This is a genomic window from Streptomyces sp. NPDC020807, assembly GCF_040641575.1.
Classification (GTDB): Bacteria; Actinomycetota; Actinomycetes; order Streptomycetales; family Streptomycetaceae; genus Streptomyces.
Genome location: NZ_JBFADU010000045.1, coordinates 1 through 24,116, shown reverse-complemented (window position 1 = coordinate 24,116; position 24,116 = coordinate 1). Strand labels below are relative to the sequence as shown.

19 protein-coding genes are annotated in these 24,116 nt (G+C 73.8%); 5 read left to right on the top strand and 14 right to left on the bottom strand.

The features are described 5' to 3' along the window. Positions 1 to 357: 357 nt before the first annotated feature. Positions 358 to 1,365 carry a stage II sporulation protein M gene (locus AB0G79_RS33030; protein WP_360813121.1) on the bottom strand — a complete coding sequence of 336 codons (1,008 nt, stop codon included), beginning with the start codon at positions 1,363 to 1,365 and terminating at the stop codon, positions 358 to 360. Between the two features lie 125 nt (positions 1,366 to 1,490). Between AB0G79_RS33030 and AB0G79_RS33025 the strand changes: the two genes are divergently transcribed. Then, positions 1,491 to 2,369 (top strand): RDD family protein, encoded by an 879-nt coding sequence (locus tag AB0G79_RS33025; RefSeq protein ID WP_360813119.1) that lies wholly within the window; start codon positions 1,491 to 1,493, stop codon positions 2,367 to 2,369. Positions 2,370 to 2,381: 12 nt separating this feature from the next. On the opposite strand, the gene AB0G79_RS33020 is transcribed toward AB0G79_RS33025, so the two are convergent. The 8 genes from AB0G79_RS33020 to AB0G79_RS32985 form a co-directional block, all read right to left on the bottom strand. After that, on the bottom strand, positions 2,382 to 2,996 hold the full coding sequence (locus AB0G79_RS33020; RefSeq protein WP_360813117.1) for a hypothetical protein: 615 nt from the start codon (positions 2,994 to 2,996) through the stop codon (positions 2,382 to 2,384). Between the two features lie 195 nt (positions 2,997 to 3,191). Further along, the gene (gene ahcY, locus AB0G79_RS33015) at positions 3,192 to 4,646 is read right to left on the bottom strand and encodes an adenosylhomocysteinase (protein ID WP_360813115.1); all 1,455 of its coding nucleotides are present in this window, start codon (positions 4,644 to 4,646) and stop codon (positions 3,192 to 3,194) included. A gap of 363 nt (positions 4,647 to 5,009) precedes the next feature. Further along, on the bottom strand, positions 5,010 to 5,975 hold the full coding sequence (locus tag AB0G79_RS33010; protein WP_360813113.1) for a cation diffusion facilitator family transporter: 966 nt from the start codon (positions 5,973 to 5,975) through the stop codon (positions 5,010 to 5,012). Positions 5,976 to 6,041: 66 nt separating this feature from the next. Next, positions 6,042 to 7,193: a mannose-6-phosphate isomerase, class I gene (gene manA / locus AB0G79_RS33005; protein ID WP_360813111.1), complete on the bottom strand. Its 1,152-nt coding sequence runs from the start codon at positions 7,191 to 7,193 to the stop codon at positions 6,042 to 6,044. Between the two features lie 190 nt (positions 7,194 to 7,383). Beyond that, positions 7,384 to 8,535 (bottom strand): SIS domain-containing protein, encoded by a 1,152-nt coding sequence (locus tag AB0G79_RS33000; protein ID WP_360813109.1) that lies wholly within the window; start codon positions 8,533 to 8,535, stop codon positions 7,384 to 7,386. A 1,106-nt stretch (positions 8,536 to 9,641) separates the two neighbouring features. Then, positions 9,642 to 9,824 carry a Trm112 family protein gene (locus AB0G79_RS32995; protein WP_360813107.1) on the bottom strand — a complete coding sequence of 61 codons (183 nt, stop codon included), beginning with the start codon at positions 9,822 to 9,824 and terminating at the stop codon, positions 9,642 to 9,644. Positions 9,825 to 9,942: 118 nt separating this feature from the next. Then, positions 9,943 to 11,310 carry a phosphomannomutase/phosphoglucomutase gene (locus AB0G79_RS32990; RefSeq protein ID WP_360813105.1) on the bottom strand — a complete coding sequence of 456 codons (1,368 nt, stop codon included), beginning with the start codon at positions 11,308 to 11,310 and terminating at the stop codon, positions 9,943 to 9,945. 157 nt (positions 11,311 to 11,467) lie between these two features. Then, positions 11,468 to 11,902: a DUF3499 domain-containing protein gene (locus tag AB0G79_RS32985; RefSeq protein ID WP_360813125.1), complete on the bottom strand. Its 435-nt coding sequence runs from the start codon at positions 11,900 to 11,902 to the stop codon at positions 11,468 to 11,470. Between the two features lie 295 nt (positions 11,903 to 12,197). On the opposite strand from AB0G79_RS32985, the gene AB0G79_RS32980 reads away from it, so the two are divergent. Continuing rightward, complete coding sequence (locus AB0G79_RS32980; protein ID WP_360813103.1) at positions 12,198 to 12,653, top strand: metallopeptidase family protein; 456 nt, start codon at positions 12,198 to 12,200, stop codon at positions 12,651 to 12,653. A gap of 157 nt (positions 12,654 to 12,810) precedes the next feature. Here the strand turns inward: AB0G79_RS32980 and AB0G79_RS32975 are convergent, their stop codons facing one another. From AB0G79_RS32975 to AB0G79_RS32965, 3 genes are all read right to left on the bottom strand, one after another. Next, positions 12,811 to 14,346, bottom strand: a complete 1,536-nt coding sequence (locus AB0G79_RS32975) for a DUF5719 family protein (protein WP_360813101.1) — start codon at positions 14,344 to 14,346, stop codon at positions 12,811 to 12,813. Continuing rightward, a complete protein-coding gene (locus tag AB0G79_RS32970; protein WP_360813099.1) occupies positions 14,343 to 18,074 on the bottom strand; it encodes a glycosyltransferase in 3,732 nt (1,243 codons plus the stop codon). The genes AB0G79_RS32975 and AB0G79_RS32970 overlap by 4 nt, the downstream gene beginning before the upstream one ends. Positions 18,075 to 18,376: 302 nt before the next feature. Continuing rightward, on the bottom strand, positions 18,377 to 18,643 hold the full coding sequence (locus tag AB0G79_RS32965; RefSeq protein WP_030759721.1) for a WhiB family transcriptional regulator: 267 nt from the start codon (positions 18,641 to 18,643) through the stop codon (positions 18,377 to 18,379). A 711-nt stretch (positions 18,644 to 19,354) separates the two neighbouring features. On the opposite strand from AB0G79_RS32965, the gene AB0G79_RS32960 reads away from it, so the two are divergent. The 3 genes from AB0G79_RS32960 to AB0G79_RS32950 are packed head-to-tail and all read left to right on the top strand — an operon-like array spanning position 19,355 to position 22,192. Continuing rightward, positions 19,355 to 19,885 carry a cysteine dioxygenase family protein gene (locus tag AB0G79_RS32960; RefSeq protein WP_360813096.1) on the top strand — a complete coding sequence of 177 codons (531 nt, stop codon included), beginning with the start codon at positions 19,355 to 19,357 and terminating at the stop codon, positions 19,883 to 19,885. Between the two features lie 13 nt (positions 19,886 to 19,898). Continuing rightward, positions 19,899 to 20,870, top strand: a complete 972-nt coding sequence (gene cofD / locus AB0G79_RS32955; RefSeq protein WP_360813094.1) for a 2-phospho-L-lactate transferase — start codon at positions 19,899 to 19,901, stop codon at positions 20,868 to 20,870. After that, complete coding sequence (locus AB0G79_RS32950) at positions 20,867 to 22,192, top strand: coenzyme F420-0:L-glutamate ligase (RefSeq protein WP_360813092.1); 1,326 nt, start codon at positions 20,867 to 20,869, stop codon at positions 22,190 to 22,192. The genes cofD and AB0G79_RS32950 overlap by 4 nt, the downstream gene beginning before the upstream one ends. Before the next feature lie 6 nt (positions 22,193 to 22,198). Here AB0G79_RS32950 and AB0G79_RS32945 read toward each other — a convergent pair whose 3' ends face one another. Together AB0G79_RS32945 and AB0G79_RS32940 are read right to left on the bottom strand one after the other, a co-directional pair. Then, on the bottom strand, positions 22,199 to 22,684 hold the full coding sequence (locus tag AB0G79_RS32945; RefSeq protein ID WP_360813090.1) for a hypothetical protein: 486 nt from the start codon (positions 22,682 to 22,684) through the stop codon (positions 22,199 to 22,201). Between the two features lie 220 nt (positions 22,685 to 22,904). Continuing rightward, positions 22,905 to 23,969, bottom strand: coding sequence for a DNA-3-methyladenine glycosylase 2 family protein (locus AB0G79_RS32940; RefSeq protein WP_360813123.1), 1,065 nt, complete (start codon positions 23,967 to 23,969; stop codon positions 22,905 to 22,907). Between the last annotated feature and the right edge of the window lie 147 nt (positions 23,970 to 24,116).

Genomic DNA, 24,116 nt, shown 5'->3' with positions numbered 1-24,116 from the left:
TTCGTTCCTGTTTCCAGGCCCTCCGGGCGCTTCCTTCGTTTCCGACTCTATCAGATCTTTTCGATCCGATTTCCTCGGTGCTTTCCGGTCCCTTTTGCTTTCGCTCTAGGGCCTTTCAGCGGTTCCGACTTTATCAGAATCATTTCGGCCGACCTAATCGGTGACTTCGTGATTCGAATGAGAATCGGAATGACTCCGTGGAATCGAATTCCGACTGGAGTGAGCAAGACTCTACTTGATCGCTGCCGAGCTGTCCAGCTCTAGGCAACCGTTTGAATCTACCTCCCCACTGTCGCCATGTCAATGGCTTTTGTGGGCACCGGAGGACCTTAGCAGGTTCTCGGGGGCCCGCGCACATCAGGCGGCGGTGGGGAGGACGGTGTTGCGGTCGGCCTCGTCCAGGTCGCCGGTGGTGCCGGTGCGGGCGGCTCGGGCGCCGAGCACGTACACGTACACGAGAAAGGCCAGCTCAGCGGCGACGCCGAGGGTGATGCGGGCCCAGGTGGGGAGGTCGGAAGGGGTGACGAAGCCTTCGATCAGGCCCGAGACGAAGAGGACGAGGGCGAGGCCGATCGCCATGCCGATGGCGGCTCGGCCCTGCTGGGCCAGCGCGGCTCGGCGGGTGGTGGGGCCCGGGTCGACGACGGTCCAGCCGAGGCGGAGGCCCGTACCGGCGGCGACGAAGACCGCCGTCAGTTCCAGCAGGCCGTGGGGCAGGACCAGGCCGAGGAAGACGTCGAGGCGGCCGGCTGAGGACATCAGGCCGATGCCCACGCCGAGGTTCAGCATGTTCAGGAAGAGGACGGCGAGGACCGGGATGCCGAGGAAGGCGCCCAGGACCAGGCACATGGCGGCGGCCTGGGCGTTGTTCGTCCAGACCTGAGCGGCGAAGGAGGCCGCCGGGTGACTGGAGTAGTACGTCTCGTACTGGCCGCCGGGGCGGGTCATCTCGCGGAGGTCCGCCGGGGCCCCGATCGCGGCCTGGACCTCCGGATGCGTACCGATCCACCAGCCGATGAGGGCGGCGAGGAGGGTGGAGAGGAGGGCGGTGGGGACCCACCAGTGGCGGGCGCGGTAGACCGCCGCGGGGAACCCGGCCGTCAGGAAGCGGGTCGCGTCGCGCCAGGAGGCGCGGCGGGTACCGGTGACGGTCGCGCGGGCTCGGGCCACCAGTTGGGTGAGGTGGGCCGTGAGCTGGGGGTCGGGGGCGCTGGACTGGACGATCGAGAGGTGGGTGGCCGTGCGCTGGTAGAGGGAGACGAGTTCGTCGGCCTCGGCGCCGGTGAGTCCGCGGCCGCGGCGCAGGAGGTGGTCCAGACGTTCCCACTCGGCGCGGTGGGCGGTGACGTAGACGTCGAGGTCCATGATCGGCTGCTGCTCCAGGCACTGGCTGCGGACGGGTCCGTACTACTGCGGCGCGCTGCGGTTCAGCTTGGCAGACTGGCGTTCGGAGGGGTCTCGAAGGGCGGAGAAGGGGAAGGGTGGGTGCCGTGGGCGGGCTGGTGACCGGGGATGCCGTCGTGCTGGGGGTGCAGCCGGCTCGGCTGCCGAGTCGGGCTCTCGCCGTGCTCATCGACCTCGTCGTGGTGTGGGCGGTCTTTCTGTTCGTGTCGGTCGGGCTCGCCGTGGCCACGGCTTCGCTGGACGACGCCGCCGCGGCGGCGGTGTCCATCGCCTCGTTCCTGCTGGTGCTCGTGGGGGCGCCGATCGCCGTGGAGACGCTGTCGCACGGGCGGTCGCTGGGGAAGCTGGCGTGCGGGCTGCGGGTCGTGCGGGACGACGGGGGGCCGATCCGGTTCCGGCACGCGTTGGTGCGGGGTGCCATGGGGGTCGTCGAGATCCTGCTGACGTTCGGGGTCGTCGCCTGCATCGCGTCGCTCGTGTCCGAGCGGGGGCGGCGGCTCGGCGACGTGTTCGCGGGGACGCTGGTCGTACGGGAGCGGGTGCCCGCGGCGGCGCGGGCGGTGGCGGTGCCTCCGCCGCCGCCGTGGCTGGTGGGGCGGTTCGGCGGGCTCGACCTGTCGGCCGTGCCGGAGACCCTCTGGCTGGAGGTGCGCCAGTACCTGACGCGGGCTCGGGAGCTGGACCCGGTCGTGGGGCGGCGGCTGGCGGAGCGGTTGGCCAACGAGGTGGTGGCGCGGACCGGGACGCCTCCGCCGCCGGGGGTGCCGGCCGACGCGTTCCTCGCGGGGGTGGTGGCCGAGCGGCAGGCTCGGGACGTACGGCGGTTGGGGAGTGCGCCGGGGATGGGGGACGTGGCGGCCGGTGTGCCGGAAGCGGGGGCGCGGGCGCCCGTCCGTGAGGTGCCTGCGCCGCCGGCCGTCGGTGACGGCGGGACTCGCCCTACCGGGTTCGCTCCGCCCTGCTGAGGTTCGGCCGCCTCAGGGGAAGACCGAGGGCGGGGTCTCCAGGTGTTCGAGTTCGATGCCGGGGGCCGCGAGGACCACGTCGCCGGCGATGTGGACCGTGTGCCGTTCGCCCGTGTCCAGGGTGCTGACCTGGTACTCGTCCACCAGCAGGGGGCCGTTGTCAGTGGCGTGCGCTTCACTTCTCAGCAGGGCCCAGGACTGGTCGACCGTGAGGGGGGCGAGCACCGGATCCGTGAGGGCGACGAGCCTGACGCGGGTCTCGGGGGAATCGGGGGTGAGACGCAGGAGTCGCGTGATCGCGACGAGGAACGCCGGGGACGTGCCGGTGAAGGCGTGGGCGCGCACATTGCCTTCGGTGGCGTGGGTTCCGGTGGGGTCCGTGCGGACCCAGGTGACGCCGTCGAGGGCCGCTCCGCGGACCTGCCAGCTCGCGGCGTGGAGTTCGAGGCGGATGGGGCGGCCCAGTTCGTCGACGGCCAGGTCGACGGAGCCGCGGTGGTCGCCCGAGGGGGTGACGGTCTGGGAGACGTAGCGCCAGCCCGAGGGGCCGGGGGCGCAGTGGAAGTGTTCTTCACCGAGGGGGGTGTGGTCGTGCGGGTCATGGAGCGAATAGCGGCCGCGGGGCATGGGTCGGTCCTCGGGAGACGGTGCTTCCAGGTGCGGTAGCGGGGGTACGGGGCTGGGCTGGGGCGGTGTCCGAGCGCGGGGCTCGGGGCGGAACGGGGCAGGCCCCCGGCACGCGGGGTGCGGGGGCCTGCCGGGAACCTCTACGGGTGTCCGGGGCGGCTGGGCGTCAGTGCGCGGGTGCCGCCGGTCGGGGCATCAGTAGCGGTAGTGGTCCGCCTTGTACGGGCCCTCGACCTGGACGCCGATGTAGGCGGCCTGCTCGGGGCGGAGGGTCGTCAGCTTGACGCCGAGGGCGTCGAGGTGGAGGCGGGCGACCTTCTCGTCCAGGTGCTTCGGGAGCGTGTAGACGTCGGTCGGGTACTCCTCCGGCTTCGTGAAGAGCTCGATCTGGGCCAGCGTCTGGTCCGCGAAGGAGTTCGACATGACGAAGGAGGGGTGGCCGGTCGCGTTGCCGAGGTTGAGCAGGCGGCCCTCGGACAGGACGATCAGGACCTTGCCGTCCGGGTAGGTCCAGGTGTGGACCTGCGGCTTGACCTCGTCCTTGACGATGCCCGGGGTCTTGGCGAGGCCGGCCATGTCGATCTCGTTGTCGAAGTGGCCGATGTTGCCGACGATGGCCTGGTGCTTCATCTTGGCCATGTCGGTGGCCATGATGATGTCCTTGTTGCCGGTCGTGGTGATGAAGATGTCGGCCGTCTCGACGACCTCGTCGAGGGTCGTGACCTGGTAGCCGTCCATGGCCGCCTGGAGCGCGCAGATCGGGTCGATCTCGGTGACGATGACGCGCGCGCCCTGGCCGCGGAGGGACTCGGCGCAGCCCTTGCCGACGTCGCCGTAGCCGCAGACGACGGCGGTCTTGCCGCCGATGAGGACGTCGGTGGCGCGGTTGATGCCGTCGATGAGGGAGTGGCGGCAGCCGTACTTGTTGTCGAACTTCGACTTCGTGACGGCGTCGTTCACGTTGATCGCCGGGAAGAGGAGGCTGCCGGCCTGGTGCATCTCGTACAGGCGGTGGACGCCGGTCGTGGTCTCCTCGGTCACGCCGCGGATCTCGGACGCCAGCTGGGTCCACTTCTGCGGGGACTCGGTGAGGGTGCGGTTGAGGAGCGTGAGGATGTGGCCGTACTCCTCGCTGTCCGCGGTGGACGGGTCCGGGGCGGAGCCGGCCTTCTCGAACTCGACGCCCTTGTGGACGAGGAGGGTGGCGTCACCACCGTCGTCGAGGATCATGTTCGGGCCGCCGGTGGGGGTGTTCGGCCAGGTCAGGGCCTGCTCCGTGCACCACCAGTACTCCTCGAGGGTCTCGCCCTTCCAGGCGAAGACCGGGACGCCCTGGGGGTTCTCGGGGGTGCCGTTCGGGCCGACGGCGATGGCCGCGGCGGCGTGGTCCTGGGTGGAGAAGATGTTGCAGGAGGCCCAGCGGACCTCGGCGCCGAGGGCGACCAGGGTCTCGATGAGGACGGCGGTCTGCACGGTCATGTGCAGGGAGCCGGTGACGCGGGCGCCGGCCAGCGGCTGCTGCTCGGCGTACTCGCGGCGGATCGACATCAGACCGGGCATCTCGTGCTCGGCGAGGGTGATCTCCTTGCGGCCGAAGGCGGCCAGGGAGAGGTCGGCGACCTTGAAGTCCTGGTGGGCGGCAGTCGTCATGACTGGGCTGCTCCTCGTGTGAAGGGTGGCGAGGGTCGGTTACGGCGCCTGGCACCACGGACAGGCCCTGGGCACACGAATGCCCGGGCGGTTCCACGGTGCCGTCGTCGGAGGCCCTCTCTCCCTCGGCCGGTCCTCGCGGACCGCCCGACCGCCATCAGCAGCGACGTCTGGCTGATCTCGAATCTACACCGGGAGGCGCGGCGGCCCACAGTCCACATCCGTCCAGATCGGTCCACATCGCGGGGTTGGCGGGGCGGTTCTGGCGAGATTCGAGCGGTGTGGCCGACGCACGTGACCCCCGGACCGGGTGGGTCGCGGGGGTCACGGGGGTCATGCGGTGGAGCGGGGGCGCCTCGGGGGTCAGTGGGACGGGCCGCCGGGGTTCTTGGCGGGGTTCCCGCCGGACGCGGCGGCCTGCTCGCTGTAGACGTCCGGCTCCAGGTAGATCACCCGGGCGATCGGGACGGCGGCGCGGATGCGCTCCTCTGCGGCGTTGATGGCGTTCGCGACGTCGGTCGCGGTGTCGTCGTGCTTGACGGCGACCTTGGCGGCGACGAGGAGCTCCTCCGGGCCGAGGTGGAGCGTGCGCATGTGGATGAGGCGGGTGACCGTGTCGCCGTCGACGACGGCGGCCTCGATCTTCTTGACGTCGTCCATGCCCGCGGCCTCGCCGAGGAGGAGCGACTTGGTCTCGGCGGCCAGGACGATCGCGATGATGATCAGCAGGACACCGATGCAGAGGGTGCCGATGCCGTCCCAGACGCCGTCGCCGGTCGCGAGGGCCAGGCCGACGCCGCCGAGGGCGAGCACGAGACCGACGAGCGCGCCGAGGTCCTCCAGGAGGACGACCGGCAGCTCGGGGGCCTTCGCCCGGCGGACGAACTCCTTCCAGGAGAGGTTGCCGCGGACCGCGTTCGACTCCTGGATGGCCGTACGGAAGGAGAAGGACTCGGCGATGATCGCGAAGACGAGGACGCCGACCGGCCAGTACCAGGCCTCGATGGGGTGCGGGTGCTTGATCTTCTCGTAGCCCTCGTAGATGGCGAACATGCCACCGACGGAGAAGAGCACGATCGAGACGAGGAAGGCGTAGATGTACCGCTCGCGGCCGTAGCCGAAGGGGTGCTGCGGGGTCGCCTCGCGCTGCGCCTTCTTGCCGCCGAGGAGCAGCAGGCCCTGGTTGCCGGAGTCGGCGAGCGAGTGGACGGCCTCCGCGAGCATCGAGGACGAGCCACTGAAGATGTACGCCACGAACTTGGCTGCGGCGATCGCCAGGTTGGCGGCGAGTGCCGCCACGATCGCCTTGGTTCCGCCTGACGCGCTCATGGGTGTGCGTGGTCCCTTCGTCGGTGCTCCGGCACTGTCGCCGTCGTTCGGCCGGTCATTGTCGCATCAGGCCGCCACGGTGGCGCGGAAGACCGTCCCCTCCCCGGAGAGTTGGGCCGGTTCGCCCGCCGGCACGAAGACCGACTCGCCCCGCGCGAGGGTGACTTCGCCGACGGTGAGGTGGCCGGCGACGGCGAGCAGGATCTGCGGCGTGGGCGCCGTGAGGTCGTTCGGGACGGCGCCCTCCGCCCGTACGAAGCGGGAGAGCCGGAACTCGTCGATCGGGGTCTCGTAGACCTCCTCGCCCGACGGGGAGGCCTCGGGACGCAGGACTCCGGCGTCGTTGGCCTCGAAGCGGACGACGCGCAGGAGTTCGGTGACGTCCACGTGCTTCGGAGTGAGGCCGCAGCGCAGAACATTGTCCGAGTTTGCCATGATTTCCACCCCCATGCCGTCCAGGTACGCGTGCGGGACGCCGGCGCCCAGGTAGAGGGCCTCCCCCGGCTGGAGCACGACGTGGTTGAGGAGCATGGCGGCGATGACACCCGGGTCGCCCGGGTACTGGTGGGCGAGCTCGGCGTACGGGGCGTGGGCCCCGCCCAGACGGGCGGCGGCGGCCGCGGCCTCGGTGACCGTGTGCGCCATCTCCGTGCGGTCGGCCGTCAGGAGCGCCGTCAGGACCTCGCGGAGCGCGGCCTCTTCGGGGTGGGCGTGGAGGAGGTCCACGTACGGCTTCAGGGAGTCGACGTCCAGGGCGGCCAGGAGGTCGGCGGTCTCGTCGGGGGCGCGGAAACCGCACAGGCCCTCGAAGGGGGTGAGGGCGCAGATCAGCTCGGGCTTGTGGTTCGCGTCCCTGTACGTGCGGTGCGGGGCGTCGAGCGGGATGCCCGCGGCCTCCTCGGCGGCGAAGCCCTCACGGGCCTGCTCCGGGTTCGGGTGGACCTGGAGCGAGAGCGGGGCGCCCGCCGCGAGCACCTTGAAGAGGAAGGGGAGGCGCGGGCCGAACCTGGCGACGGTCCGCTCCCCCAGTTCCCGTACGGGGTCGACGGCGATGAGCTCGTTGAGCGGGCCGCGCTCGGTACGGGACGGGGCGCCGTCGTGGGCTCCCATCCACATCTCGGCCTGCGGCTCGCCGGTCGGGGCGGTGCCGAGGAGTTCCGGGATGGCCGTCGTGGATCCCCAGGCGTAGGGACGGACGGTGTTGACGAGGCGGTCCATGGTGGCTGCCAGCTCCTTGGTCGTGATGGGGGTGGTGCGGGTTGGTGTCGCGTGGCAGGAGACAGGGGGCGGGTGACGGGCGGGTGACGTGGGGGTGGTGGGCGGGTTAGGGGTGGGGGCGGCGAGGTGGGTGGGCGGGTGGGACGGGTGGTTCGTGTGGGTGGGGTGGTGGGAGTGGGTGGGGTGGGCTTCAGTGGTGGTCCGGGTGGCCCGGAGTGGCCAGGGCCAGGTAGACCGCCGCGAAGTCCGTCACGGCCACGAGTTCGGCCAGGGTCTCCAGGTCGCCGCCCTCCTCCGGTTCCAGTTCGCTGATCGCCGTCTCGTGGCCGAGGGCCAGTTCGCGCGCCGCGGGAGCCGCCGACAGGCCCTCCGCCGGACGGTCCCTCAGCAGGACGACCCTCGCCTTGAAGGCCTGCTGCTCGTCCACCCTGTCGCGGAAGAAGTCGTCCGGGTCCGCGCCCGCCGCGAAGTCGCCCGCCAGCAGCACGCCGTGGGCCGGAAGCGCCTCGGGGAGTTCGGCGGCCAGCGCCGGGAGGCCCGCCAACTCCGCCAGGACACTGGCGAAGCGGCGGCCGGCGGGGCCCGCCGCGTTCCCCTCGGTCCAGATCAGCGGGAGCGAGTCCGCGAGTTCGGCGGCGAGGGTCTTGGCCGGGTTGCTGTACGTGGCGATGGCCGGGCCGCAGCGTTCGGCCGTACGGTCCAGGCGGTCGGCCACCTTCTCCAGGGCCTCGGGCGGCGCCTCCAGGAGTCCGACGCGGTCGAGCAGCGCGAGCAGCGGGGTGAACAGGGCCCACAGGGCGCCGGGGCTCGCCGCGAGGCTCTCCGCGTACTCGTCGGGCGCCTCGTGCGGGGCCATCGCCATCGGCACGAACAGGCCGTGGGAGCCGCTGACCGCCTCCGAGAGCGGGGACGCCTTCGGGGCGACGGCGACGACCGTGATGCCGCGGCGGTACGCCTGCTCGGCGAGGAGGGCGAGGCCGGGCTCCGAGCCGTCCGTGGTCGGCAGCAGGAGCAGGTCCACCGAGCCCGCCCAGCCGGGCAGGGCCCAGCGCAGGGCGCCCGCGGCGGGGGCGACGCCGGTCGGCTGGAGCCGTACGACGGGGGCGGCGGCTCCGGCGAGGGCGCCGATCAGGTCCGCGACGCCCGCCGCGGCGGTGCCGGGGCCCGCCACGAGGACGGCGCGGGGGCGGCCCTCGGGGCGGAGGGCCGCGATGCCGGCCTCGCTGGCGTGGCGGGCGGCGGTCCGTACCCGGGCGCCGGCCTCGGCGGCGCCGCGGAGGAGGCCGCGGCGGTCGGCCAGGGCGAGGGCGTCCGGTGCGTCGAGGAGCGTCTCGTCGAGCATGGGGCGGTGCCTCCCGGTTGCGGTGGTGGTTGCGGTTGAGTGCGGGGCGGGTGATTGCGGGGCGGGTGATTGCGGGGCGGGTGGGGGCGTCGGGTGGGCGGAGTGCGGGGCGGGTGGCTGTCGCCTCGGCGCCCTGGGGGCTGTGCTCCGTCCTGCCATCAGTGGCCGCCGCTGGGTGGGGGCGGGTGCAGCCCGCCGGGCTGTCCGCGGCATGCGCCGGACAGCGTGCTCCGCGGTGGGCGGGGCCCTGGCCGCGCCGCGCGGGCCCGGCGGGTGGACGAACGGCGGACGGGCTTCGCCCCGGGGGCGTGGTGTGCGGTCCTCGCTCGGATCAGCGACCGGAAGGGGTGGGTCCGGGGGCGCGGGACCTCGGCGGGGGCGGTGGGACGCGAGGTCGTGGCGTCGCGTCCCACGGGGTGTGGGGCCGGCGACGGGCTCGGCGGGCGGAGCGTGCCGGGCCGGGGGCGGGGGCGGGGGGCCGGAGGGTGGGCGGCGGCGGGCGGGCACTGGAGCGGCGCGGCCTGCCTCGGCTTGGGCGGCGCGGCAGGCAGGCGCTCCTCGGACCCTGCGGGCAGACGCCTCGACGGCACCGCCGGCGAGCGCTCGTCCGTCGCGGCGCGCGGCGGCTGGGGCAGCGCGGTCTGCCGCGGCTTGGGCGGCGCGGCAGGCGGGCGCTCCTCGGACCCTGCGGGCAGACGCCTCGACGGCACCGCAGACGGGCACTCGTCCGTCGCGGCGTGCGGGGACCCCGGCGACTCGACGGGCGGGCACTGGAGCGGCGCGGCCTGCCTCGGCCCGGGCGGCGCGGCGGGCAGGCACTGGAGCGGCACGGTTTGCCGCGGCTTGGGCGGCGCGGCGGGCGGGCGCTCCTCGGACCCTGCGGGCAGACGCCTCGACGGCACCGCCGGCGAGCGCTCGTCCGTCGCGGCGCGCGGACGGCTGGACGACTCGGCGCGCGGCGGCTGGGGCGGCTCGGCGGGCGGGCGCTCGGCCGAGGCCTTGTGCGGGGGGCCGGGGGTCGGTGCGCGGGGGGCCTGGGCGTGGGTGACGGGGCCGACCTCGCTCGGGGCGGGGTCGGCGGGCGGCGGCGGCGCGGTCACCTCGGGTCAGGCCGGGCGGCGGGCCTCGTCGGTGAGGAGGACCGGGATGCCGTCGCGGACCGGGTACGCCAGGCCGCAGTCGGCGCCCGTGCAGACCAGCTCGGGGGTCTCGTCCGCCGTGCGGTCGTTGAGCGGAGCGTGGCACGCGGGGCAGGCCAGGATCTCCAGGAGGCCGGCTTCGAGCGGCATGGGGTGTCCCTTCGGATGGACTCGGGGTGGGGCTGACCCTTCGGGCCAGGTCAGCCTACCGCCGGGGGGCGGGGAACGCGGTCCGGTGACCTGCTCCCCGTCCCCCCGGCGGGTGGTGTCAGTCCGTCGCGCGGACCAGGTCGAGGACCTCGTCGCGGATCTTCGTCATCGTGGCCTCGTCGCGCGCCTCGACGTTCAGGCGGAGCAGCGGCTCGGTGTTCGACGCGCGGAGGTTGAACCACCAGTCCGCGGAGGTGACCGTCAGGCCGTCCAGTTCGTCGAACGTGACGCCGTCGGCCGTCGCGTACGCCGCCTTCACCTTGGCCGCGCTGGCCTGCTGGTCGGCCACGGTCGAGTTGATCTCGCCCGAGGACGCGTAGCGGTCGTACGCGGCCACCAGGTCGGAGAGCGTGCCGTCCTGGCCGCCCAGGGCCGCCAGGACGTGGAGGGCGGCGAGCATGCCCGTGTCCGCGTTCCAGAAGTCCTTGAAGTAGTAGTGCGCCGAGTGCTCGCCGCCGAAGATCGCCCCGGTCTTCGCCATCTCCTCCTTGATGAAGGAGTGGCCGACGCGGGTGCGGACGGGGGTGCCGCCGTTCTCTCGGACGACCTCGGGGACCGACCAGGAGGTGATCAGGTTGTGGATGACCGTTCCGCCGGGGTTCTTGGCCAGCTCGCGCGCGGCGACGAGCGCCGTGATCGCGGACGGGGAGACCGGCTCGCCGCGCTCGTCGACGACGAAGCAGCGGTCGGCGTCGCCGTCGAAGGCGAGGCCGAGGTCGGCGCCCTCGGCGCGGACGCGGGCCTGGAGGTCGACGATGTTCTTCGGGTCGAGGGGGTTGGCCTCGTGGTTCGGGAAGGTGCCGTCCAGCTCGAAGTACATCGGGACCGTGTCGAGCGGGAGGCCGGCGAAGACGGTGGGGACGGTGTGGCCGCCCATGCCGTTGCCCGCGTCCACGACGACCTTGAGCGGGCGGATCGCGGTGAGGTCGACGAGGGCCTTGAGGTGGGCCGCGTAGTCGTCGAGGGTCTCGCGCTCGGTGATCTTCCCGGGGGTCGCGGCCGCCTCCGGGGCGCCCGTCTCCAGCCACTCCTCGGCCAGCGCGCGGATGTCCGAGAGGCCGGTGTCCTGGCCCACGGGGGCGGCGCCGGCGCGGCACATCTTGATGCCGTTGTACTGGGCCGGGTTGTGGGACGCGGTGAACATCGCGCCGGGCAGGCCGAAGCTGCCGGAGGCGAAGTACAGCTGGTCCGTGGAGCAGAGGCCGATGAGGGTGACGTCGGCGCCGAGGCGGGACGCGCCGCGCGCGAAGGCCGCCGAGAGGCCGGGCGACGAGGGGCGCATGTCGTGGCCGACGACGATCGCGTCCGCGTCCGTCACGCGTACGAAGGCCGCGCCGAAGAGCTCGGCGAGCTCCTCGTCCCACTGGTCCGGCACCACTCCGCGGACGTCATACGCCTTCACGATCTGCGACAGATCGGCAGTCACGGATCAGCCTCCTGAGTTCCCTGAGTTCTGGCACGCGTGTGCGGTCGCGTGCGTAGGAACGCCAAAGCTACCCGCAGTGGAGGGGAGGTACGCCGACGGTGGCCCGTTGTGGACGGGCGGGAGGATCGCCGGAGCGGTCGCGGGTGCGGTCGCCGGGTCAGTTGTCGGGGGAACGGAGGACCCTGAGGTGGCCTCTGCGGCCGACTTCCATGGGGTCGCCGCCGCGGCCTCCGCCGCCCTTGCCGCCCGCCTCGGCCGCGCGCTCCTGGGGGCGGGCCGCCTCCCGTACCGCGTTGGCCAGGGCTTCGAGGTCGTCACCGCTGGGGCGGGGCGGGGCGGAGCCGTCGGAGAGCCGCACGACCTCCCAGCCGCGCGGCGCGGTGAGGCGCTCGCTGTGCTCGGCGCACAGGTCGTAGCAGTGGGGCTCGGCGTAGGTGGCGAGCGGGCCGAGGACCGCAGTCGAGTCGGCATAGACGTACGTCAGTGTCGCGACGGCAGGGCGGCCGCACGCGGTGCGCGAACAGCGACGTACAGGGCTCACGACGTTGGACGGTACCGCACTCTTGACCGGGCCGCGACGACTCGCCCTCAGGTCACTCCCCCGTGTCGCGGTGTGAGCTCCGCCACGCCGGGCGTGCGGGCGCCTCGCTGACCTGCCGGGAAGGGGGTGTACGGGGCTGGGGGCGGGCGGCGATCCGGACAGACGGGGGTGGCGATCCGGTCAATCGCGGCCGGATGGCCGATCGCGGTGTGTCCTCGAATCGGGCCCGGGGTTGGCCGGATCGTTCAGGTTGCGACAACCGGGCCCGGCGGCGCGGGAAGGTGGCGAGGATTCGCCACGGTGCGAAAACACCGTGGAGGGTTACGCTGCGTCAGTGATGGACAGTATGGACAGTCCTGTGCCGCCGCCCCCCTCGCCGTCCTCCGCGGGGCCTCCGGGCGAGCCCCGGGTCCGCCGCCGTGACCGGCACGGCCGCGGGATGCGCGGGCCGGTCGCGCCGCCGCAGGTGCCGCTCTCCACGAGCCGGGCCGACACCTTCCGGGATCTCGTACTGGACTCGGTGGAGCGTCTGGAACGGCGCTGGCCGCAGCTGGCGGACGTCGAGTTCATGGTGATGGAGGTGCCGCCGGCCGTGTCCGGCGAGACGGTGCCGCTGGGGGGTTCCGTCTCCGCCGAGAAGGGCGAGCCGGCCCGGGTCGTCGTCTACCGGCGGCCCGTCGAGATCCGCTCGAAGAGCCGCGACGAGCGCGCGCTGCTCGTCCACGAGGTCGTGGTGGAGCAGGTCGCCGAGCTCCTCGGGCTCTCGCCCGAGTCGGTCGATCCCCGGTACGGGCAGGACTGACACCCGTTCGGGGCGGCCGCTCCACTCGTACGGGTGGAGCGGCCCCCTCGGCGCCTGTGTCCGCCAGGACCATCAGTCCGTCAGGACCATCAGTCCGTCAGAGCCTTCAGCCCGTCAGGGCTTTCGGCCGGCCAGGACCTTAGGCCGGCCGGGACCTTCAGTCGGCCAGGACCTTCAGGTCCTCGCGCGCCGACGGGACCTCGACCGTGCCCCGGTCGTCGACGAGGGTCTGGACGGTGAACATCGGGACCCCGTCCAGCGGCAGCGACAGCGTCCGCGCCGCGTACACCTTGCCGCCCGAGACCGGCTCCACCGTGAGCGCGTAGGCGCCCTTGAGGCCCTGGGGGGCCGGGTCGGGGACGGCCAGGGTGGTGCCGGCCTTGACCGTGACGGTCTTCGAGGACGGCTGTCCGCCGCCGGAGCCCGCCGAGGCCGTGATCCTGACCTGGGCGTCGGAGCCGGTGGCGGTGAGGTTGAGCGTCGAGGCCTTCGCGCGGTTGTCCGCGACCGTGGCGCGGGCCGAGATCGGGGCCGCCGCCGGGATGAACGCGGTCTCCAGGTTCTCGCCCTTGCCCCGGACGATCTGGAGGGCGGCCACGACGGGGACCGGCTTCTTCGGGTCGCTCGGGGTGAGGATCAGCGAGCCCGCCTCGCCGCGGGTGAGGTCGGGCAGTATCACCGCGGCCGTCATCCCGGACTTCACGTGCAGGCTGCCCTCGCCGGCCGGGACGATCGTGCCCGACTTCGTGGCCAGCTGGATCTTCAGGTCGGCGTCGTCGTCGCCGGGGGCGAAGGCGACGAGCCGGACCACGGCGGTGTCCGCGGGGATGCCGGGGAGGACGGCGGTGCTCGCCGGGTCGGCGGCCGGGGAGATCCAGTCGCTGCCCAGCTTCGCGTCGGCCACGCCGATCGCCGCGCCGACGCGGCCGCTGCGGGTGGTGACGTGGACGGTGACGTCCCGCTGGGCCGCCTCCGAGGTGAGGGTGGAGAGGAGGACCGGGACCGTGGAGCGGGGCGGGACCGGGATGCCCTCGGTGAACTGGGACTTGAGGGCGCCCTCGGGGCCGTACAGCTCGATGTCGGCGACGGCGGCGGTGTCGTCCGGGTTGGTCAGGTGGACGTAGTCCTGGCGCTCCTTGGAGGTGGAGGCCGCCGGGAACCAGAAGTCGGTGTCGGGGGCGCCGCAGGTGAGGCCGAGGAGGCCCCGGTCGCCGCCCGCCTCGACGACGGTGGACTGCTGGACGGTCCAGCCGGGGGCGAGGGTGCCGGTGGCCGTGCCGGTGAGGGCGGGGGCCGTGCTGCCGTTGGCCTGGGCGGTGACGGGCTTGCCGGGGGCGGTGACGGTGGCGGGGGCCTGGGGGGTCTTGGCCTTGCCGCCGTTCGAGGTGCCGCCGCGGGTGGCCCCGCTCACGGCCGGGCCGAGCTTGGCCGTGGGCGCGTCGGCCTTGGTGCCGGGGGCCTTCGCGGGGCCGCCCGTCGTGCCCGTCGGGGTGTACGAGGTGTAGACCGTCTCGGCCACTTCCGAGGTGCTCGGGGCCGGGCAGACGAGGCCCGCGCGCTCGACCGGGAGCCGGGTCGGGGCCTTGGCCACGGGGGCGGCGGCGTCGCCGCCGGGGGCGCTGAGCGTGGCGAAGCCCGTGACGGCGGCGAGGGCCGTGGTGACCGCGAGCAGGGAGATCGTCGTGCGCTTCACTGGTTGCCACTCCCGTCGGGGCGCTGCTCGGTCTCGTGACCCTGGTGGCCCTCGGGGCCCTGGGGGTACTCGTAGCCGTAGCCGTACGGGTCGTACTGCTGCTGCTCGTACTGCCCCTGGGGCTGCTGGGACTGCTGCGGGTCGTAGTACTGCTGGTCGTACGGCTGCGGGGCGTAGCCCTGGTCCGCGTACGGCTGCTGCTGGTCGTAGCCCTGCTGCGGGTACTCGTAGGGCTGCTGCTGGTACGGGTCGGCCCCGTACTCGCCCTCCTGGTAGTAGCCGCCGGCCTGGTCGGCGTACGCGGGGGCGTAGGCCGGGTCCTGGGACTGGCCGCCGTCCCATTCCTGGGGCTGCTCGTACGTCTGCTGCTCCGGGATCGGGAGCGGGGCCGGCGCGTGCTCGGCGTCCTGACCGGGGTCCTGGCCGTGCTCGGTTCCGGCGGCCTCCGCCTCGGCCTCCGCCTCGGCGGCCGCGCGCAGGCGGCGGGCGCGGCGGCCGTCGCCGTCGGTCGCCTGGGCGGGGATGGCGAGCTCCTCCTCGGGGAGGTCGTCGTCGATCTCGCGGCGGCGGCCGGGGAGGGCGAGGACGAGCAGGACGACGGCGAGGCCGACCTGGGTCCAGGTCCACGCGGTGCGGGTCAGCGGCTGGTCGTACGTGAGGTCGAGGCGGCCGCCCTGGGCGGGGAGTTCGAAGCCCTGGGCCCAGCCGTCGACGGTGGTCCTCGTCAGCTCCTTGCCGTCGAGGGTGGCGGTCCAGCGTTCGTCGGCGCGGTCGGCGAGGCGCAGGACGCGGCCCGCGGGGCCCGCCGGGACGTCGGCGTGGGCCTCGACGGGACCGGCGGCGACGGAGACCGGCTCGGCGGCTTCGGCGCCGTCGGCGGTCCTCGCGGTGTTCGCGGTCTTCGCGGCCGGCGGGACGATCATGACGCGGGCGATCTCGCGGTCCACGCGCCAGAGCGCGCTGCCGTCCAGCTGGCTGAGGCGGCTGAGGCCGGGGGTGGCGTCGAGGACGCGGCCGACCTGGCGCGGCGCCCCGTCCCGTACGAGGACGTAGCGGATGGCGTAGCCGCGGAGCTCCTGGGTCTGGTCGGCGCCGGAGCCGGCGACGAGGTGGGCGACGACCTGGTCGAGGCGGGGGTCGGCGTCGGCCGCGGCGGCGAGCTCGCCGTCGCCGAGGCGCGCGCCGGAGCCGCGGACCAGGGTGTACGTGACCTCGCCGGGGGTGGTGCCGCCGAGGACGAGGGTGCGGGGCTGGTCGCGGGTGCCGCTCTCCTCGGCGACGAAGGCCGGGACCTGGACCGGGTCGCGCCGGGTCAGCGGGCCGTCGGCGCCGCCGATCATCCAGCCGACGGCGGCGACGGCGGGGCCGAGCGCGCAGGCGAGGGCGATGAGGGCGGCGACGGGCTGGCGCCAGCCGAAGCCGTGGGCGGCGACGCGGGTGCGGCCGCCCTCGGCGCCGATCATGCCGGCGGCGATGAGGGCGGAGCCGTAGACGAGGGTGGCGGGGCCCGCCCACCCGGTGCCGTCGGCGCCGTTGGAGAGGACCGCGAAGACGAGGCCGGTGAGGGCGGCGGCCCAGATGGCGAGGACGGCGAAGCGGCGCTCCTCGCGGAGCAGGGCCGCGAGGGCGGCGAGGACGAGGCCGACGAGGAGGAGGCCGCCGAGGGTGCCGGGGCCGCCGGGGCTGACGCCGAGCAGGTCGAGCGCGGTGGCCGTGCCCGTACGGACGTCGAGGCCGGCCTCGCGGAGGAAGGCGGCGGGGTCGGTGAGGAGCGTGAGCGACCAGGGCGCGAGGACGAGGAGCGGGGTGCCCGCGGCGGCGAGGAAGCGGAGCCCGTACGCGGTGATGTCGGAGCGGCGGACGGCGAGGACGCCGAGGCCGAGGAGGACGGCGATGGGCCACACGATCGGGGTGAACGCCGTCGCGAGGGTGAGGAGGAAGGCGTACGCCCAGGTGGCGCGCCAGCTGCCGCGCTCGGGGCGGTTGAAGCCGTGGGCGGAGACGGCGGCGCGGGCGATCAGCGGGAGCAGGATCGCGAGGACGGCGGTGCCGAGGCGGCCGGTGGCGAGGGCGCCGGTGGCGGCGGGCAGGAAGGCGTACGCGATGGCGCCCCACGCGCGCAGGAGCCGGGATTCGACGAGGGGGCGGGCCGCGAAGTACGCCGTGAAGCCGGCGAGCGGGACCGAGCAGACGAGCAGCAGGGTCAGCGCGGTGGAGGTGGAGCCGAGGAAGAGCGCGGAGAGCGCGGCCAGGACGCCGAGGTACGGCGGGGCGGTCTGGGTGCCGCCGGTGCCGAGGGCGTGCCAGCTGTCGGCGTACCGCGACCAGAGGCCGGAGACGGTGTCGGGGGCGGGCAGCAGGGCGCCGCCGGCCAGCGAGCCGCCGGCGAAGAGGTTGCGGCAGGCGACGAGGGAGATCAGGAGGAGGAGGCCGAAGAGGACCGGGCCCGGCTTGCGGGCGATCTTCTTGAGCCGGGCGAACTGCTCGATCTCCAGGTAGTCGGCGTCGTCGCCGCCGGGTCCCGACTCGACGACGGCGTGGCGGGAGCCGCCGGACTCGGCCTCGGAGCCGCCGACGTTGGCGGTGAGCTGTTCGACGGCGGCGCGGACGGTGGCGCCGGGCGGCGGGAAGAGGGGGCGGAGTTCGCTCGCGGGCACGGCCGGGTTCTTGCGGGCCTTGCGGGCGGCGAGGATCTTCTCGGGGCGCAGGAGGGTGGCGAGGAGGCCGGTGACCTCGTCGACGGCCTGGCCGGGGACCTTGCCGACGAGCGCGGCGAGGGTGCGGACGAGGGTGCTGAGGACGAGCCGGAGCAGCACGTACGGCAGGGTGCGGCCGGGGGTGTTCGCCAGCAGGGCGTAGACCGCGCCGGACTTGTCGACGCGGTAGGGGCTGGCGGCGGTGCGGCCGGCGCAGTCGACGGTGCGGCGCTCGCGGGCGGAGGCCTCGGCGTGCCGGAGGACGGCGTCGGGGGCGACGAGGACGCGGTGGCCGGCGGAGTGGGCGCGCCAGCAGAGGTCGACGTCGTCGCGCATGAGGGGCAGGCGGCGGTCGAAGCCGCCGAGCTGCTCGAAGACGTCGCGCCGGACGAGCATGCCGGCGGTGGAGACGGAGAGGACGGGGCGGACCTGGTCGTGCTGGCCCTGGTCCTGCTCGCGGCGGTCGAGGCCGGTCCAGCGGCGGCCGCTGTGGGCGATGGAGACGCCGACTTCGAGGAGCTGCTTGCGGTCGTACCAGCCGCGGAGCTTGGGGCCGATGACGGCGGCGTACGCGTCGGAGTCGGCGACGCGGAGGAGTTCGGCGAGGGCGCCGGGCTCGGGGGCGCAGTCGTCGTGGAGGAGCCAGAGCCACTGGACCGGTTCGCCGTGCGGGAGCTCCGGGAGGTCGTACGCGTCGTCGTTCCAGGTGCGGCTGACGGGGTCCCAGCCGCTGGGGCGCTTCAGGTACGGCAGCTCGTCGGGGCCGAGGACGGGGGCCGTGCGGGCGGCCTCCTCGACGGCGGCGCCGAAGCCGGTGCGGCGGGCGAGGTGGAGCACCCGGTCGGGGCCGATGGCCTCGGCGACCAGGCGCGCGGAGTCGTCGGCGCTGCCGGTGTCGGCGGCGACGACGCTCTGCACGGGACGCTCCTGCGCGAGCAGCCCCGCGAGGGCGTCGGGCAGCCAGCGGGCACCGTCGTGGGTGACGAGCACGGCGGTGACGACGTGCCGCGGGAACTCAGGTGTTGAGGACATCGAGCTACGGGCCCTCCGGCCGGGGTCGCCCGTGAAGGGCGTGGGGTGCGTCTCGGACGGAGGCCCACACTAATGGCTGCGCGAGGAGCGGTTCGCCCCTGTGGACGACGGGCTGTGGACGACGGCGTGGAGTGGACAGCCTGTGGACGGCGCTTCGCGGAGGGCCGCGGGGACGCGTCCGCCGGGGGGTGCCGGGACGCAGAACGGCCCGCCGCCTGTGGATGGAGCACAGGGGGCGGACCGTTCGTCATGTCCTGGTGGCGGGGGTTGCGGGGCCGCCGCGGGGTGGCCCGGGAACCGCCTCAGACCGCGGCCTTCTTGAGGCGGCGGCGCTCGCGCTCGGAGAGGCCTCCCCAGATGCCGAAGCGCTCGTCGTTCTGGAGGGCGTATTCGAGGCACTCGGAGCGGACCTCGCAGGCGAGGCAGACCTTCTTGGCCTCGCGGGTCGAGCCGCCCTTCTCGGGAAAGAAGGACTCGGGGTCGGTCTGGGCGCACAACGCGCGCTCCTGCCAGCCGAGTTCCTCGTCCGCGTCCTCGACCAGCAGCAGTTCCTGGAACAACTCGGTCATCTGCGCCCCTCGTCTGTTCTGTACGTCCCCGTGGTGTTGCCGTTGCGAACCCGGCCGAACGACACGAGTGAAATTACAAGTTTGTGCTCTGCGCGAGTCAAGCGGAGATCTGCTATTGGGCCCCGTATTCACTCTGCGGAACCAAGCCTATGCGGAAAGTGTTCAAATCACCAAAAAGGTGACATATGCCACCCGCCGTGACCCTGTCCGCGCGCGGCCCTCCGGAAGGGAGGACGCCCGAGACTTGGATCTTGTTGCGGTCCAGCCGAGGAAGCGATCCGGATCACATCTCCGTCACGGAGCGTGACATTCGAGCCAAGACCCGAACGGCCGGTGCCACCACGTTTACGGGCGCGGCTGATGGGCCATCTCTCCTGGTCCGCGCATGAACAAACCTTTCTCCGCGCACTGTAACCGGATGAGGTGAAACATTACCCCCAAATCGGGCATTGAGTTGACAGTCGGGTACCCGTCCCGCCACCTTTGGTGGCATGCCAGCGACCCCTGTGACCGCCGCGACCCACGCCCGTGGGTTCCGCCGCGCTGTCCAGGCGCGCTGTCGCTGTTGTTGTTCCAGCTGTTGATGCCGTAGAGCTCCAGCTTCTGTGCCGAGAGCCACGGCTCTCCTCCCTCCAGCGTCACCCTGCGTCACTCGCGTCACCTTTTCCGTGACCCCACCGCTTCTGTTTCTGCTGAGGAACCTCCCCACCCATGAACATGGACAGCGACCTTCAGATCGCCGGCGACATCCTCGAGGTCCCGCACCTCCTCCAGCCCGAGCGCGCCCATCCCGTCACCGTGGCGGAGTTCGTCGGGCTCGCCCGTTCCCTCGCCGACGACCGCTCCCAGTGGGCCCCGTACGTCGAGTACGACGCCACGACCCGCTGGTACCACCGCCTGCGCACCGGACCCGGCTACGAGGTCTGGCTGCTCTCCTGGGTGCCCGGCCAGGGCAGCGGGCTCCACGACCACGGCGTCTCCTCCGGCGTCCTCACCGTCCTCCAGGGCGAGTTGACGGAGCGGACGGACCGGGGCGTACGGACGCTCGGCGGGGGCGCTCAGCGCGTGTTCGCGCCGGGGTACGTGCACGAGGTCGTCAACGACTCGCTCGAACCGGCCGTCAGCCTCCACGTCTACTTCCCCGGCCTCACGGACATGCCGATGCACGAATCCCTCCAGGGACAGTGCGCGCCCGCCCCGGCCTCGTCGGCCCCGGCCTCCACGGGTGCCGTCACCGCCTGACAGACTGCTGCGCATGCGCATTGTGGTTCTGGCCGGTGGCATCGGTGGTGCCCGCTTCCTTCGCGGCCTCAAGCAGGCCGCGCCCGACGCGGAGATCACGGTCGTCGGCAACACCGGTGACGACATCCATCTCTTCGGGCTGAAGGTCTGCCCCGACCTGGACACGGTGATGTACACCCTCGGCGGTGGCATCAACGAGGAGCAGGGCTGGGGCCGCCTCGACGAGTCCTTCACCGTCAAGGAGGAGCTCGCCGCCTACGGCGTCGGACCCGAGTGGTTCGGCCTCGGCGACCGGGACTTCGCGACGCACATCGTCCGTACGCAGATGCTCGGCGCCGGATACCCGCTGAGCGCCGTCACCGAGGCGCTCTGCGACCGGTGGAAGCCGGGCGTCCGGCTGCTGCCGATGTCCGACGACCGCGTCGAGACGCACGTGGCGATCGAGGTCGACGGCGAGCAGCGGGCGGTGCACTTCCAGGAGTACTGGGTGAAGCTGCGGGCCTCCGTCGACGCGAAGGCGGTCGTGCCCGTCGGCGCGGAGGCCGCGAAGCCGGCGCCGGGCGTCCTGGAGGCCCTCGCCGAGGCGGACGTCATCCTCTTCCCGCCGTCCAACCCCGTCGTCAGCGTCGGCACGATCCTCGCGGTGCCCGGCATCCGCGAGGCCGTCGTCGCGGCCGACGCGCCGGTCGTCGGCCTCTCCCCCATCGTCGGCGACGCGCCCGTGCGGGGCATGGCCGACAAGGTCCTCGCGGCCGTGGGCGTCGAGTCGACCGCCACGGCGGTCGCGCTGCACTACGGCTCCGAGCTCGTCGGCGGCTGGCTCGTCGACACCGTGGACGCGGACGCCGTCGAGGCGGTCGAGGCGGCGGGGATCGCCTGCCGCGCGGTGCCGCTGATGATGACCGACGTGGACGCGACGGCCGCGATGGCCCGCGAGGCGCTCGCGCTCGCGGAGCACGTCCGCGCTCAGGGGGTACGCGGGTGAGTGCGGCCGGCGTTCCCTCGTACCGCGTCTGGGCGCTCGGCGGGCTGCCCGAGGTGGCGGCCGGGGACGACCTGGCGAAGCTCATCGCCTCCGCCGTCTCCGCCGAGCCCGCGTCCGGGCTCGTCGACGGGGACGTCCTCCTCGTCACGTCCAAGATCGTGAGCAAGGCCGAGGGGCGGGTGATCGCCGCCGACGACCGCGAGGAGGCGATCGACGCCGAGACCGTGCGGGTCGTGGCCCGGCGCGGGACCCTGCGGATCGTCGAGAACCGGCAGGGGCTCGTCATGGCCGCCGCCGGGGTCGACGCGTCCAACACGCCTTCCGGGACCGTGCTGTTGCTTCCCGAGGACCCCGACGCCTCGGCGCGGCGCATCCGTTCGGGGCTGCGGGAGGCGCTGGGCGTCGACGTCGGCGTCGTCGTCACGGACACCTTCGGGCGGCCCTGGCGCGGCGGGCTCACCGACGTCGCCATCGGGGCGGCGGGCGTGCGGGTCCTCGACGACCTGCGCGGCGGGACCGACGCGCACGGCAACCCGCTGAGCGCAACCGTCGTCGCCACCGCCGACGAACTCGCCGCCGCCGGCGACCTCGTGAAGGGCAAGGCGGCCGGGCTCCCCGTCGCCGTCGTCCGCGGGCTGCCGCACGTGGTCGGCGGGGACGAGGAGCCGGGGGCGCGGGCGCTGGTGCGCTCCGCCGCCGACGACATGTTCCGGCTCGGGACGTCGGAGGCCGTACGGGAAGCGGTGACGCTGCGGCGGACGGTACGGGAGTTCACCGACGAGCCCGTCGACCCCGGGGCCGTGCGGCGCGCGGTCGCGGCGGCCGTGACGGCGCCCGCCCCGCACCACACCACGCCCTGGCGGTTCGTCCTGCTCGAGTCCGAGGAGTCGCGGGTGCGGCTGCTCGACGCGATGCGGGACGCGTGGATCGCCGACCTGCGGCGGGACGGGAAGTCCGAGGAGTCGATCGCGAAGCGGGTGCGGCGCGGGGACGTCCTGCGGAACGCGCCCTACCTCGCCGTGCCCTGCCTCGTCATGGACGGCTCCCACCACTACGGCGACGCGCGCCGGGACGCCGCCGAGCGGGAGATGTTCGTCGTCGCGACCGGTGCCGGGGTGCAGAACTTCCTCGTCGCGCTCGCCGGTGAGCGGCTGGGCTCGGCGTGGGTCTCGTCGACGATGTTCTGCCGGGACGTCGTACGGGAGGTCCTCGGGCTGCCCGGGGACTGGGACCCCATGGGGGCGGTGGCGATCGGGCATCCCGCGGCTCCGCCCCGGGAGCGGGCGGCGCGGGTGGCCTCGGAGTTCATCGCGGTGCGGTGAGCCGGACTACTTCGCGCCCGCCTTGTTGTCGGCGACCCAGTCCTTGTGCGACTGCCAGCCGTACAGGGTGTCGCCGTCGAGGAAGACGTGGAAGAGACCGCAGCGGGCCGTGGCCCTGGTCTCGGCCTTCTCCGGGAACCAGTCGGCCTTGAGCTCGGGGGCGGGAAGGCCCGCGGCGGGCTCGTAGGGCGCGCATCCGGCGGGGAGGGCGGCCGGGGCCGAGGCCTGCCGGGGCAGGGTGGCCTTCACCAGGCGGTCTCCCCCGGTCGTCTTCATCCGGTACTCGACACCCGCCGCGTCGTCGGGCAGCCAGCGCGGGAACGAGGCGCGGTCGGCCTTGGCCTCGGCCGCCGTCCTGTACGAGGACGCCTCGTCGTGGCGGCCCTCGAACCAGTCGACCGCCGCCGGTATCGCGAGGGCGGCGAGGACGCCGGCGGCGGCCAGCGTGGAGACTCCGGTGACGACGGCGACGGTCGAGCGCTTCATGGGCATGGGGTGGCTCCGGGGAAGTGGCGGTGAGAAGTGGGGGGTGAGAAGTGGGGGTGGGGGGTGAGAAGTGGGATGTGGGAGGTTTCCTCCTCCGCTTCCGCTTCCTCTTCCACTCTCTCCGCCGGGCCCGCCCCATCCGTACGCCCCGAGAAGTGTCCGTGCGTACCTCTGTGGTCGGACACCGGCCCCGATGACCCCTAGGCCCTGATCCGCCGGACAGGCCCTAGAGGTGGGTGATCCGGCCCGGGGCCATGCGCGGCGCCCTGCGGGGCGGGACCCGGCCGCTGAGCAGGATCAGACGGGCCGCGCGGTGGCGCTGGCCCTCGTACGGGGCGAGCAGCTCCAGCATCCGCGCGTCGTCCGCCGTCCTCTCGCCCGCCAGCGCCCAGCCGACGATGCCGGGCAGGTGCAGGTCCCCCGTGGTGACCTCGTCGGCGGCGCCGTTGCTGCGCTGGATCGTCTCCGCGCTCGTCCACGGGCCGATGCCGGGCACCAGTTCCAGGCGCTTGCGGGCCGCCGGCGGGTCCATCCGCGCGGCCTCCTCCAGGCGGGGCGCGACCCTGACCGCGCGGATGATCGTCGCCGAGCGGCTGTTGTCGACGTTCGCCTTGTGCCACTCCCAGGACGGGATGCGGGCCCAGGTGCCGGGGTCCGGCATCGCGTACATGCCGGTGGGGGCCGGGCCGGGGGCCGGTTCGCCGTACTTCCGTACGAGGACGCGCCAGGAGGCGTACGCCTCGTCCGACGTGACCTTCTGCTCCAGGACCGAGGGGATCAGGGACTCCATGACCAGGCCCGTACGGGTCAGGCGGAGGCCCGGGCGGCGGCGGTGGGTGGCGGCGAGGAGTTTGTGGCGCGGGGTGAAGGCGGCGGGGTCGTCCCCGGCGCCCAGGAGTGCCGGGAGGTTCCTCTCCAGCCAGGCCGCTCCGGGGCCCCAGATCTCGGTCTCGGGCCGGGCCGGCTCCGCGGCGTGCGCGGCGTGGTCGTCGTCGGCGGCGGTTGCTCGCGGTCGGACGCGGAGGGTGGCGGGCCCCTCGGGGGTGCGGGTGACCCGCCAGATGGAGCCGTCGGGGGTGGTGCGGAAGGTGGGGTCGGCGGGGCCGCGGCGGAGGGGGCCGAGGGTGAGGGCCAGGTCCAGGGGGTGTGCCCCCTGGGTTCCCCCGTCGGTCGGGTTCCCCGGCCGGGAAACGGGCTGGGGGGCGGGCAGGGGGACGGGCAGGGGGAGGTGGCCGCCTCGGAACGCGGTGCGGGTGGGGGGTGGGGGGTTCGGGGAGTAGCGGCCGGCCATGGAACGAGCGTAGCCGGGTGCGGGGTGGTGGCGGGGGGGTGCGGTGCGGGCGGTGCCCGGGGCGGTGCGGTGCGGGAGGTGCCGGGTGGGGGCGGCGCGGGTGGGGGCGGCGCGGGTGGGGGCGGCGCGGGTGGGGGCGGCGCGGGT

What these genes read in the sequence shown, in the direction of transcription:
- AB0G79_RS33030 (WP_360813121.1), bottom strand. Translation starts at nt 1,365, where the DNA reads ATGGACCTCGACGTCTACGTCACCGCCCACCGCGCCGAGTGGGAACGT.
- AB0G79_RS33020 (WP_360813117.1), bottom strand. Translation starts at nt 2,996, where the DNA reads ATGCCCCGCGGCCGCTATTCGCTCCATGACCCGCACGACCACACCCCC.
- ahcY (WP_360813115.1), bottom strand. Translation starts at nt 4,646, where the DNA reads ATGACGACTGCCGCCCACCAGGACTTCAAGGTCGCCGACCTCTCCCTG.
- AB0G79_RS33010 (WP_360813113.1), bottom strand. Translation starts at nt 5,975, where the DNA reads ATGAGCGCGTCAGGCGGAACCAAGGCGATCGTGGCGGCACTCGCCGCC.
- manA (WP_360813111.1), bottom strand. Translation starts at nt 7,193, where the DNA reads ATGGACCGCCTCGTCAACACCGTCCGTCCCTACGCCTGGGGATCCACG.
- AB0G79_RS33000 (WP_360813109.1), bottom strand. Translation starts at nt 8,535, where the DNA reads ATGCTCGACGAGACGCTCCTCGACGCACCGGACGCCCTCGCCCTGGCC.
- AB0G79_RS32995 (WP_360813107.1), bottom strand. Translation starts at nt 9,824, where the DNA reads ATGCCGCTCGAAGCCGGCCTCCTGGAGATCCTGGCCTGCCCCGCGTGC.
- AB0G79_RS32980 (WP_360813103.1), top strand. Translation starts at nt 12,198, where the DNA reads ATGGACAGTCCTGTGCCGCCGCCCCCCTCGCCGTCCTCCGCGGGGCCT.
- AB0G79_RS32970 (WP_360813099.1), bottom strand. Translation starts at nt 18,074, where the DNA reads ATGTCCTCAACACCTGAGTTCCCGCGGCACGTCGTCACCGCCGTGCTC.
- AB0G79_RS32965 (WP_030759721.1), bottom strand. Translation starts at nt 18,643, where the DNA reads ATGACCGAGTTGTTCCAGGAACTGCTGCTGGTCGAGGACGCGGACGAG.
- AB0G79_RS32960 (WP_360813096.1), top strand. Translation starts at nt 19,355, where the DNA reads ATGAACATGGACAGCGACCTTCAGATCGCCGGCGACATCCTCGAGGTC.
- cofD (WP_360813094.1), top strand. Translation starts at nt 19,899, where the DNA reads ATGCGCATTGTGGTTCTGGCCGGTGGCATCGGTGGTGCCCGCTTCCTT.
- AB0G79_RS32945 (WP_360813090.1), bottom strand. Translation starts at nt 22,684, where the DNA reads ATGCCCATGAAGCGCTCGACCGTCGCCGTCGTCACCGGAGTCTCCACG.
- AB0G79_RS32940 (WP_360813123.1), bottom strand. Translation starts at nt 23,969, where the DNA reads ATGGCCGGCCGCTACTCCCCGAACCCCCCACCCCCCACCCGCACCGCG.